Here is an 11,041-nt window from a genome sequence, read left to right as displayed (position 1 = left end):
GGGTGCTCACACTTTCATGCGGAAGTCGTAGTCGACCGGCAGCTGCTCGTCGGGGAACACCGTGGACCACAGGTCGGAGACGGTCTCGTCGCCCTCCCGGAGGTTAGCCACTTCGATGCCCTCGTGCAGCATCTGCCCCGCCTCGTCGTCGCGGCCCAGCCGGTGCAGGGCGCTCGCCCGAAGGAAGCGCACACGGCCGATTCCGCGAACGTCGCTGTCGGCGCGGTCGATGACGCGCAGCGCCCCGGCCGTGTCGCCGGCCTCGAGCAGCACGGTGGCGCCCTCGACGACGAGCGCGCGCTGTGCGGCGGGCAGAGCGTAGCCGACGGCGGCGAGGTAGTCGTTCGCCGCCTGTTCCGTTCGTCCCGTCTCGATCCTCAGCCGCGCGCGGCCGCGGAGTGCGGGCATGTTCGGCGCGAGCGCGAACGACGCGGCGTAGTAGGCGCCGGCGCGCTCGATATCGCCGCGCGCGTGTGCCATCGCGCCAAGGTGTGCCGTCGTGCTCCACGTGCGGGGAGCCTGTTCGAGCAGTCGTTCCCACGCCTCGCCGCGCACGTAGGAGGGGTGCAGCTCGCGGCGGTTCGCGGCGGGCAGCGCGCCGGTCTCGAGCAGCTCGAGCCACACGCCGATCTCCGGCGTCACCGTCTCGAACCGCGTTCCCGCCGAGCCGACGGGCGGTAGTCCTGCGGCCTCGCGCCGTCGCTGCTCCAGGGCGCCCCAGCCACTCCCCGTCACGAGCGGCGCGCCGGGCGGCAGGTCGGCGTGCGAGCGCGCGTTCTCGAGCGCGCGGTCCATCGTCGCTGCCGGCCACAGCGCCTCGACGCGGTGCGCCGCGGCAGCGGCATCCGACCCGCCTGTCGCGATATTGCCGTACGCCTCGACCCAGTCCCAGCTCTCGCCCGCGGGCAGCAGCAGATGCTCGAACTGGGTGCGCGCGAGTCCGGACTGGATCTCGGCGTAGTGCCGGCCGTCGGGAGTGAGCCAGCGCTGCCAGCGATGCCCGCCCGCGCCCTCTCCCCAGCAGAACAGTTTGCGGCCCCGCAGCCGCTCGGTCGAGAGCAGGGCGAGCCCGTCGCCGTTCTCGTCGGTCGCCGCGACCCAGGGCCGCTGCCCCGGCACAGGGTCGAAGAAGTAGTCGGCGGCGTAGGGCGCTTGGGCAGGTGCGAGAATGTCGTCGGTGATCTCGACGGTCGAGATCGCGCCGTCGTAGCCGGTCGCGACAGAGCTCGTGCTCGGCGTGTGGATGCGCGTCGCCGGGGTCTGCGGCACGGCCGCGTTCGTCCACCAGTACATGGGTGCGTCGCGCCCCGACGTGTTCTGGATGCGCACGTACGCGAACAGCACGCGCGAATCCTCCGGCAGCCACAGGTCGACCTGGAACACCGTCTCGCGCAGCCGGTCGAATTCCCACAGGCGCAGGATGCCGCCGGCCTCCGTCTCGACGATCGCGGTGTGGAGGGGGCTCGCCGTGTGCGGCGAGTGGCCGCGCGTGCCGATGTTCCACTCGATGCCGCCCGCGAACCACGCATCGCGCAGGGCGAGGTTCGCGTACTGCACCGCCGAGTTCTCGTGCAGCAGCTCGACGCCGCGGTCGAGGTCGCGCAGCGACCAGATGCGCCCGCCGAGCTGCGGCAGCACACGGGCGCGCACGTGCGCGTTCTCGATCACGACGGATTCGAACGCGGTCGGCGCGAGCTCGCGCTCGTAGCCGTCTTGCATCGTGTAGGGGAAGAGGTTGCGCACGCCGCCGAAGCCCATGCCGGCCGCGATCTCCTCGGGTAGGGCGCCGCTCACCGCGTACGGCGGCTCGGACGTGTCGGCGACGGCGGCGAGCGGGTTCGGCTCGCCGAGAGCGGCGGCGGGGAGGGTGAAGAGCTCGGTCCGAACGGCGGTCATGGCGCGTCGCTTTCGTCTGCATCGTTGCACGGGTGACTCGATCGTAGCCGCAGCGGCGCTTCTAGGATGGAGCAATGAGCACCGCAACGACACTCCCCGCCATCGCGATCCTCGGAACCGGCTCGATGGGCTCCGCCATCCTCTCGGGGCTGCTGCAGCCTGGCGTGACCGTGGAGGGCGGCGTCCGGGTCACGAACCGCACCCCCGAGAAGGCGCAGGCGCTTGCCGACAACGACGGCGTCACCTCGTATGCGCTGCAGCAGACGCCCGATGCGAACGTGCGGGCCGTCGACGGGGCGAAGGTCGTACTCGTCGGCGTGAAGCCGGCCATGGTGCCCGACCTGCTGCGTGAGATCGCCGACGCGCTCGAGCCCGGCACGGTCGTGGTGAGCGTCGCGGCCGGCGTCACCGTCGCGACGTTCGAGCAGATCCTGCCCGAAGGCGTCGCCGTCATCCGCGCCATGCCGAACACTCCGTCCCTCGTCGGCAAGGGCGTCACGGGGCTCGCGGCCGGCACACGCTCGAGCGCCGAGGACCTCGCCCTCGCGCACGCCGTGTTCGCGACGGTCGGCGAGGTCGTCGAGGTGCCGGAGGACCAGATCGACGCGCTCTCCACGATCTCCGGCTCCGGGCCCGCTTACGTCTTCTACCTCATCGAGGAGTTCACGCGCGCGGCTCTCGACAAGGGCTTCACTCCCGCGCAGGCGGCCGTTCTCGTCAACGGAACGTTCGCGGGCGCCGCCGAGCTGCTTGTGCGCTCGGGCAAGACCCCGGAGCAGCTGCGCATCCAGGTGACGAGCCCGAAGGGCACCACCGAGAAGGCGATCGAAGTGCTGCAGCAGGGCGGTTTGCACGGCCTCTTCACGCGGGCGACGGATGCCGCTCTCGCGCGGGCCCGCGAGCTCGCGGCCGGCGCCTGAGCGGTCCGGTCAGCCGAGCGCCGAGAACTTCTCGATGTCGGCGGACGATCCGGAGACGATGATGAGGTCGTGGTCGGAGACGACAGTCTCGGCTGTCGCGTAGGTGAACGGCTTGCCGGGGGACTTCACGCCGACGACGGTGACGTGGTGCTTCGTCCGCACTCCCGACTCGGTGAGGTTCTTCCCGCGGATCGGCTTCGGCGGGTACATCTTCACGAGCGCGAAGTCGTCGTCGAACTGGATGAAGTCGAGCATCCGCCCGTTCACGAGGTGTGCGACGCGCTCGCCGGCCTCGGCTTCGGGATAGATCACGTGGTTCGCGCCCACGCGCTTGAGGATCTTCCCGTGCGACTGCGACACGGCCTTCGCCCAGATCTGCGGGATCTTCATGTCGACGAGGTTCGCCGTGATGAGAACTGACGCCTCGATCGAGGAACCGACGGCGACGACGGCGACGGAGAAGTCCTGCGCGCCGATCTGCTTGAGCGCCTCGATGTTGCGCGCGTCCGCCTGCACCGTGTGCGTGATGCGGTCGGCCCACTTCTGCACGAGCCCCTCGTCCTCGTCGATGGCGAGGACCTCGCGGTCGAGGCGGTCGAGCTCGCCCGCGCATGCAGCGCCGAAGCGACCGAGGCCGATGATGAGCACCGGAGTGTCGTGCTTGATGCGATCAACCAACGATCGGCCTCTCTTCCGGACGTCTGAACAAGCGGCCGTTGCTCGTCGAGGCGACGGCCGCGGCCAAGGTCACTGTACCAACGCGACCCATGAACATCGTGAGCGCGAGAACGTACTTTCCGGCGGTGGGGAGATCCTCCGCGAGGCCTGTCGAGAGCCCGACGGTGCCGAACCCGGAGATGACGTCGAAGAGCACGCGATCGAGCGGCTCTTTCGTGATCTGCAGCAGCACGATCGTCGAGATGGCGACGATCGTCGCTCCCCAGAAGAACACCGAGATCGCGACGCGCACGACGTCACCCGGGATGCGGCGGCCGAAGGCCGTGATATCGAGGCGGCCACGGGCCTCTGCCCAGGCGGCGAGAACGAGCACGGCGAGGGTCGTGACCTTGATGCCGCCCGCCGTCGAGGCGGAGCCGCCGCCGACGAACATGAGCATGTCGGCCACGAGCAGGCTCGAACCGTTGAGATCGGAGATGTCGATCGTGGAGAAGCCGCCCGACCGGGTCATCATCGAAAGGAAGACGGACTGGTAAGCAGTGCTCCCCGCGTCGAGCTTGCCGAACGTCAGCGGGTTGTCGTACTCGAGTGCGACGAACACGGCTGCGCCGACGAAGATCAGGATGATCGTCGTGATGAGCGTGAGCTTGACGTGCAGCGACCACTGCCGCGGGCGCCACAAGTGCCGACGCAGCGCGAAGATGACCGGGAAGCCGAGAGAGCCGAGGAACACGCCGAGCATGAGGATCGTGAGGAACCAGTGGTCGTTCGCGAACCGGCCGAGGCCGAGCTCGTTGGGCGTGAACCCCGTGTTCGTGAACGACATGGCCGAGTAGTAGATGCTGTGGGTGACGGCCTCGCTGAGCGCGATGCCGTCGAACAGCATGCGGACGCACAGCAGCACCGCGAGTCCGGCCTCGATGACGAAGAGGCTCACGATCACCGTCAGCAGCAGGTTTCCGATGTCGCCGAGTCGAACGGCCTGGCCCTCCGCCACGGGGCCGTGGTGCACGCGCAGCGGGTTGCTGTCGGATGCCGCGACGAGCTTCGCCCGCAGACCGAGTCGCCGCGAGATCACGAGGCCGAGGATCGAGGCGAGCGTCAGCACGCCGACCGCGCCGATCTGCACGCCGACGACGACGAGCACGTCTCCGAACCATGACCAGTGCGTGGCCATGTTCACCGTCGAGAGCCCCGTGACGCAGATCACCGACATCGCCGTGAAGAACGCATCCGCGAGCGGGGTCCAGCTGCGCGTCGCCGACGCGGCGGGGAGCGAGAACAGCAGAGTGAAGAGCAGAACGAGCGAGCCGAAGACGAGGATCGCGAATCGGGAGGGCGACCGTGTCGTGAAATCGTTGACGGCCTCGCGCAGTCTTCCCACCCGCGTGAAGGTGAGGAGCGGCGTGGGGACGGTGCGCTTGCGTGCCATCTAGCCCCTCCTCAGCCCGGACGCGAACGGTTGCCATGGTACTCCGCCGGGGGACTCACTAACCTTGAGGCATGGCCGACATTTTCGATGTGATCGCGGACAGCACCCGACGGGACATCCTGCACGTGCTTCTCGATCGTCACGCACCGGAGACGAACGGTGCCGTACGCGGCACGAGCGTGTCAGAGATCGTGGCGCAGCTGGGGCTCAGCCAGCCGACGGTGTCGAAGCACCTCAAGGTGCTTCGCGAAGCGGGGCTCGTCGAGGTGCGGGAAGAAGGACAGCACCGCTACTACAGCCTCGACTACGCTCCGCTCGAGACGGTGGAGGACTGGCTGATCCCGTTCCTCAGCGTCGATTTCGGTGAACAGGACCTCGCGAGCGAGATCCAGGCGCACCTTCCGGAGCAGGCGCGGCAGGTCGCCGACGCCATCGGGCACGTCGCCGCCGGCACTCGTCAGAAGGTATCGAGCGCCGTCACGGCGATGGGCAAACGGCTGGGCCGCTGAGGCGCGTCGCCTCCCGGCATCCGTCATCCGCTCGACAACCACTCGCTTCTCTCAGTAATGTTGGGTGAGATCGTGCCGTTCGGATGCTGGAAGGAGGACGCATGGCCAAGGATTTTGACGACGTGCGCTTCCTGACGGTCGCCGAAGTCGCCGACATGATGCGCGTGTCGAAGATGACGGTGTACCGCATGGTGCACGCGGGGGAGCTTCCCGCGATCCGCTTCGGACGCTCCTTCCGTGTGCCGGAATCGGCTATCGCGGCGGCGCTCACGCGGCACGTCGCCGACACCGCGTAGGCGGGCGGCGCCAGCGCCTCGCATCATCAGGTAAACTGGTCCGAGGCATTTTTCTGCCGGCCGCGGCACGCGCGGCCAGACCCGATACTTTTGTGAGGTTTTCGTGGGTTCAGTTATCAAGAAGCGCCGCAAGCGCATGGCGAAGAAGAAGCACCGCAAGCTGCTTCGCAAGACTCGCCACCAGCGTCGCAACAAGAAGTAAGCAAGCGACACCGAAGCGTCAGGCCACGCGGCCTGGCGCTTTTTGGTGCGCGGCACCCGCATCTCACGAGCGAGCCGACGTCTGGTCCGCCTGCGGGAGCACGGCGGGCGCGCCGTGGGTGCGCGCCGCCGCGAACACCCAGTACCGGTAGAGCGCGAAGCGGAACGCGGAGCCGAGGGCGAGACCGACAACGTTCGCCGACACGTTATCGGCAAGCGGCGACGTCAGGCGCAGGACATCGTGCGAGAGCCACAGGCACCAGAGCGCTATCGCGCCGCCCGCGAGGCTCACGGTCGCGAACTCGACGGCCTCGCGGAGGGTGTCGATGCGGCGCCGGCTGCGGAAGGTCAGATAGCGGTTCCCGATCCAATTCACGGTGACCGCGGCAAGCGTCGCGATCACTTTCGCCGTGAGCACGAGCGCGCTTCCCGCCGGCCGCAGGGCCGAGTAGGCGATCAGGTTGAACGTGCCGACGTCGACGAGCAGGCCGACTCCGCCGACGAGCGCGAAGAGCGAGGCGTCGGAGACGAGCGCCGAACTACGCAGGGACACGGCGGCCCTCCGGAACGTGGTCGATTGCGCGCAGGCGCCGCGGAAGGTCACGGAGCCCCCAGGCGGTGACGCGGACCATGGCCTCCGCCACGATGCGGCCGCTCATCTTCGACCGCCCGCTCAAGCGCTCCGCGAAGATGATCGGCACTTCCGCCACTCGCAGCCGCGCCTGGGCGGCGTGCCACAGCACCTCGATCTGGAAGCTGTAGCCCTGGCTGTCCATGCTCCGGGTCTCGAGCACGGCGAGCGCGTCTGCGCGGAAGGCACGGTAGCCGCCGGTCACGTCGTGTTGACGGATGCCGAGGGCGAGGCGCGCGTACGCGCTGCCGGCGCGCGACAGCAGCCGACGCCGGTACGGCCAGTCGATCGTCCCGCCGCCCGCGACCCACCGCGAGCCAACGGCGAGATCAGCGCCCGCAAGGGCGCCGAGCAGCGCGGGCAGGTCCTCGGGTCGATGCGAGCCGTCGGCATCCATCTCGACGATGACATCGGCTCCGTGCTCGAGCGCCCAGGCGAAGCCCTCACGGTACGCGCTGCCGAGCCCGCCTCTGCCGACGCGATGGAGCACGCGTAATCGCGGATCGCTCGCGGCGAGCTGGTCGGCGAGCACACCGGTCCCGTCGGGTGAGGCGTCATCGACGATGAGGATCTCGAGCTCCGGCACGGCGGCGCGCAGCCGGCGCATCACGAGGGGCAGATTGTCCCGCTCGTTGTAGGTCGGGAGGACGGCGATGGTGCGGGTCATGAGATCACTCCTTGACGAGTTTGTAGATGACGGTGCGGTGCACGTCGATCGTCTCCGCGACCGAATAGCCGAACGACCGAAGCGTCGAGACGTCGGGGCTGGCGAGCGACTCCTCGACAGCCCATACGACGCGGTGCGGCGCGAGATTCCCGGCCAGGGCCGGCAGCGGGGCGACCTCGTCCCACAAGGCCGTTCGGCCGCGGTACGAGCGCTCGAGCGCGACATCGTCGAGTCCCGCGAACGACGCGGGGTACAGATCCGCTGCGAGTCGCGGACGCCGCGACGGCTTCACCGACTCGTCGAAGACGACAGCATCGCCCGAGGTGGCGTTCGCCGCTATCGCCTGAGCGGTCTGCCTCAGATCGCTGCCGCCGTCCTTCCCGACCGGACCGCGCTGGGCGATGTACGAAGGCGCGGCGAGACCCGCCACGAGGCCGATGCCGAGAGCGACTGCCGTCAGGCGCGCCGCCCGATCGCGGAAGACGCCGCCGAGCGTGACGAGCCCGAGCGCCATGACGACCGCGACGGCGGGCACGCAGAACGTGACGTAGCGGAGGTTGTACATCGGGCTCACGACGTCATTGCCCGCGATCAGCAGACCGCTCGGCACGAAACCCCAGACGCCCACGAGCGCCGCGCCGCGCCACTCGGCCACACGCCGTGTGAGCACCCCGATGAGGGCGAGCGCGATCAGCGCCCACGCGGCGAGAGCGAAGCCGAGCGTGCCGAACCACTGGTGCACGAACACCGAGCTCGCCGTTGCATAGTCGCGCCGAGCGAGGAAGGCGATCTGGCCGCGTTGCGCGAAGCCGAGCGCAAGGATCGGCGTCGCGAGCACGAGTGCGAGCCCCGCCGACGCCGCCCAGCGCCACATCGTCGCACGGCCGGCCCGGAAGAGCAGCACGCCGACGAAGTGGGCCGCGAGAAGGAACACCAGGTACAAGAACAGGTAGACGGATGCCGCGGACGCGAGCGCGTACAGCGCCCAGAGCCGCCAGTCCGACACCCGCCGGCGCACGAGAACGACGACGAAGACCGTCAGCCACACGGCAGCGGCCATGCTGAACGCGTACGATCGCGCTTCGACGCCCATCCGCGTCACTTGCGGAATCACCGCGAAGAGCAGCCCCGCGATGATCCCGCTCGGCGTGCCGAACAAGCGACGCGCGAGAACGACGGTCCCCGCGGCCGCGACGCCGACAGCGACGGAGCTCGGAAGGCGAACCGCGGCCTCCGAGGAGCCGACGAGCGCGATCCAGTAGTGCAGGAAGACGTAGTAAACGCCATGAACGGCGTCGATGTGCCCGAGCATGCCGAAGAGGACGGGAAGCGGGCGGGCGGCGGCAAGCACGCTCGCAGCCTCATCGCCCCAATACGACGGGGTGCCAGCGCCCACAAGCGAGAGCGCGCCGGCGAACACTCCGATGCCGGCCGTCGCCGACACTCGCGCGGCTGTCGCGTGTGCGAGAGCGTGCAGCGGACGGAGGTGTGCATGGCGTGCGTCGAGCGTTGTGAGCATCCGCCGCCTCCTTCTCTCCGGCCATCGTCCGTGCGAAGTCTTGGGGAGGGGTGGGATATCAGCCATGCTTCGTGAAAGTGCTCACAGGAATCGGCGCGTCGCGGGCAGTGGCGGGCGATTTAGGATGAGGGCACATCGCGACAGCGCGGCCCACGTGCGGAAGGAGCCGCAGATGAGGATCCTGGCGGTTGATGACGAGCACGAGATGACGGCGCTCCTCGCGCGGGGTCTCGCGTCGGACGGCCACCACGTCATCGAGGCCCACGACGGAATCGACGCACTGAGCATCGCCCACAGCGACGCCGTGGACGTCGCCATCGTCGACGTCATGCTCCCGGGAATGTCCGGCTTCGAGTTGAGCCGCCGGCTGAAGGGTCTGAACCCCGCCATCGCGGTGATCCTGCTGACCGCCCGCAACGCCATCGACGACCGGGTGCGGGGCCTTGATTCCGGCGCGGACGACTACATGATCAAGCCGTTCGACTTCGCCGAGCTCGGCGCTCGCATTCGCGCCGTCACGCGTCGAGATGCGCCCCGAGAGACGACCCGCGTTGCGGTCGGTGAGCTGACGATCGACCTCGTCAGGCATCGCGTGATCTTCCGCGACAAGGACGTGCCGCTCAGCAGCACCGAGTTCGACGTGCTCCACGTTCTCGCCCGCCGGCTCGGCGAGACGGTCACGCGCCGGGAAGTCCTCGATGCCGTGTGGCAGACGGACGCGCACATCGACCCGAACATCGTCGACCAGTATGTGAGCTACCTGCGCCGAAAGCTCGACCAGCTTGCCGCCGGCGTCCGCATCGTCACCGAACGCGGCGTCGGCTTCCGACTCATCGTCGACGAGTCGTGATGGCCGGCTTCCCGCTGCTGCGCAACATGGGCATCCGAGGGCGCATCGCCGGAGGCAGCCTCGTGATCGCGATCCTCATCGCCATCACAGCGGGGATGGCCATCAACGAGCAGCTCGAGCGGATCGTGCGCGACGGGACGGAGGCGGTTCTCGCGAGCGACAGCTCGGCCTACACCGTGGCACTCACGACGGAGCCGAAGGACGCGCTGGACCCGCCGGGACCCTCGCAGCACATCGCCGTCGTCCGGCCCGATGGCAGCGTCCCCGTCGACACCCTTCCGGCCGGCCTCCTTCCGCTGCTGCCGAATCCCGTCGCCGATCGTGAGTCCGACGAGGTCTCGGTCGGCTCGTCGTCCTATGTCGTGCTGATCACTCGCGTCGATGTGGCGGGCGAACCGTGGACGGTCATCGCTGCCCGCGATGCGGCCGAAGAAAAGACGATCCTCGGCCAGATGCGCGCGCTCCTCGTCGTCGGACTTGCCCTCATCGCCGGGGGCGCCGCTGCCGCCGCCTGGGTCTTGGCGTCCGTGTCGCTTGGTCCCGTGCGGCGACTGCGGCGCAGCGCCGAGGAGCTCAGCGACTCTCCGTCGACGGAACTGCTCGAGATCGGTGAAGCGAACGACGAGATCTCGCAGCTCGCTCGAACCCTCAACGACCTCATCGCGCGCTTGAGGGACTCTGCTCTGCGAGAGCGGCAGCTCGTCTCGGATGCGAGCCACGAGCTGCGCACGCCGATCGCGCTCTTGAGCGCGCAGCTGCAGGTGGCCGTCTCGGAGGCCTCGTCGGTGGAGCAGATGGTCGACGATGTCGAGCGGGCGCGCCGGCAGCTCGACCGGTTGGCGGCACTCGTCAACTCGCTCCTCGATCTCTCCGCGATCGAGGCGGTCGACAGTGAGGGACGTTCCTCGCTCGCCGAACTCGAACGCGAGACGATCGAGGCGGTCGACAGGGCGCGATTCCGCGCTGAGGGCAGGGCGGTGGAGATCCACTACGTCGCTCCCGACAGCGCCGACGATGATGCCGCGACATTCGCGATCGAGCCCCAGGACTTCGGGCGCTGCATCGACAATCTCGTCGGCAACGCTCTCCGAGCGCTCGGCGACAGCGGCCGCCTCGTCGTCTCACTTGTCCGCGAGGAGCACAGCGTCATCCTCGAGGTCAGCGACACGGGCGGCGGCATGGACCCGGAGTTCGAATCGCTCGCGCTCGGCCGCTTCACTCGAGAGCGAAAGGGTGCAGCCGACTCGGGAGCCGGACTCGGGCTCGCGATCGTCGCGGCAATCGTGCGGAAGGCGCGGGGCACGATCGCTCTCCTCAATGAGCTGGGCGCCGGGTTGACCGTCCGGTGTGAGTTTCCTGACACGCGGTCGCGTGGCGAAGCGGCGGCGCGGGGCGTTTGACTCTCGGCGGATGCTGCCGGCTGAGAGGTTTCTCAGACGCGG

Annotated in this window: 12 protein-coding genes; 6 read left to right on the top strand and 6 right to left on the bottom strand. The window is 69.0% G+C overall.

The window, feature by feature from the left end:
• Window positions 1-6 precede the first annotated feature (6 nt).
• On the bottom strand, window positions 7-1,896 hold the full coding sequence (locus tag BLV49_RS04065) for a DUF5107 domain-containing protein (protein ID WP_091180174.1): 1,890 nt from the start codon (window positions 1,894-1,896) through the stop codon (window positions 7-9).
• Window positions 1,897-1,970: 74 nt separating this feature from the next.
• Here BLV49_RS04065 and proC point away from each other — a divergent pair, with 74 nt between their 5' ends.
• On the top strand, window positions 1,971-2,816 hold the full coding sequence (proC, locus tag BLV49_RS04060; RefSeq protein ID WP_091180170.1) for a pyrroline-5-carboxylate reductase: 846 nt from the start codon (window positions 1,971-1,973) through the stop codon (window positions 2,814-2,816).
• A gap of 9 nt (window positions 2,817-2,825) precedes the next feature.
• Here proC and BLV49_RS04055 read toward each other — a convergent pair whose 3' ends face one another.
• Entirely contained in the window at window positions 2,826-3,494 is a 669-nt protein-coding gene (locus tag BLV49_RS04055; protein WP_091180167.1) for a potassium channel family protein, read from the bottom strand.
• Window positions 3,487-4,926, bottom strand: a complete 1,440-nt coding sequence (locus BLV49_RS04050) for a TrkH family potassium uptake protein (protein ID WP_091180163.1) — start codon at window positions 4,924-4,926, stop codon at window positions 3,487-3,489. Before BLV49_RS04050 ends, BLV49_RS04055 begins: the two co-directional genes overlap by 8 nt.
• A 71-nt stretch (window positions 4,927-4,997) precedes the next feature.
• Between BLV49_RS04050 and BLV49_RS04045 the strand changes: the two genes are divergently transcribed.
• From BLV49_RS04045 to BLV49_RS04035, 3 genes are all read left to right on the top strand, one after another.
• Window positions 4,998-5,435, top strand: a complete 438-nt coding sequence (locus BLV49_RS04045) for an ArsR/SmtB family transcription factor (protein WP_091180159.1) — start codon at window positions 4,998-5,000, stop codon at window positions 5,433-5,435.
• Window positions 5,436-5,536: 101 nt separating this feature from the next.
• On the top strand, window positions 5,537-5,731 hold the full coding sequence (locus BLV49_RS04040) for a helix-turn-helix domain-containing protein (protein ID WP_091180155.1): 195 nt from the start codon (window positions 5,537-5,539) through the stop codon (window positions 5,729-5,731).
• Window positions 5,732-5,834: 103 nt separating this feature from the next.
• Window positions 5,835-5,933 (top strand): 30S ribosomal protein bS22, encoded by a 99-nt coding sequence (locus BLV49_RS04035; RefSeq protein WP_003792170.1) that lies wholly within the window; start codon window positions 5,835-5,837, stop codon window positions 5,931-5,933.
• Window positions 5,934-5,996: 63 nt separating this feature from the next.
• On the opposite strand, the gene BLV49_RS04030 is transcribed toward BLV49_RS04035, so the two are convergent.
• From BLV49_RS04030 to BLV49_RS04020, 3 genes are read right to left on the bottom strand one after another with little or no spacing between them, the layout of a single operon-like run.
• Window positions 5,997-6,485 carry a GtrA family protein gene (locus BLV49_RS04030; protein WP_091180151.1) on the bottom strand — a complete coding sequence of 163 codons (489 nt, stop codon included), beginning with the start codon at window positions 6,483-6,485 and terminating at the stop codon, window positions 5,997-5,999.
• Complete coding sequence (locus BLV49_RS04025) at window positions 6,472-7,230, bottom strand: polyprenol monophosphomannose synthase (protein WP_091180147.1); 759 nt, start codon at window positions 7,228-7,230, stop codon at window positions 6,472-6,474. Before BLV49_RS04025 ends, BLV49_RS04030 begins: the two co-directional genes overlap by 14 nt.
• A gap of 4 nt (window positions 7,231-7,234) precedes the next feature.
• Entirely contained in the window at window positions 7,235-8,749 is a 1,515-nt protein-coding gene (locus BLV49_RS04020) for a glycosyltransferase family 39 protein (RefSeq protein ID WP_176980710.1), read from the bottom strand.
• Between the two features lie 172 nt (window positions 8,750-8,921).
• On the opposite strand from BLV49_RS04020, the gene BLV49_RS04015 reads away from it, so the two are divergent.
• Both BLV49_RS04015 and BLV49_RS04010 read left to right on the top strand, forming a co-directional pair.
• Window positions 8,922-9,599, top strand: a complete 678-nt coding sequence (locus BLV49_RS04015; protein WP_218132591.1) for a response regulator transcription factor — start codon at window positions 8,922-8,924, stop codon at window positions 9,597-9,599.
• Window positions 9,599-10,999 carry a sensor histidine kinase gene (locus BLV49_RS04010; protein WP_091180136.1) on the top strand — a complete coding sequence of 467 codons (1,401 nt, stop codon included), beginning with the start codon at window positions 9,599-9,601 and terminating at the stop codon, window positions 10,997-10,999. Before BLV49_RS04015 ends, BLV49_RS04010 begins: the two co-directional genes overlap by 1 nt.
• The last annotated feature ends 42 nt before the right edge of the window (window positions 11,000-11,041 follow it).

Source organism: Paramicrobacterium humi (assembly GCF_900105715.1).
Classification (GTDB): domain Bacteria; phylum Actinomycetota; class Actinomycetes; order Actinomycetales; family Microbacteriaceae; genus Paramicrobacterium; species Paramicrobacterium humi.
Note: the sequence above shows the minus strand (reverse complement) of the source record. Positions and strands in the feature narration are given on the sequence as shown.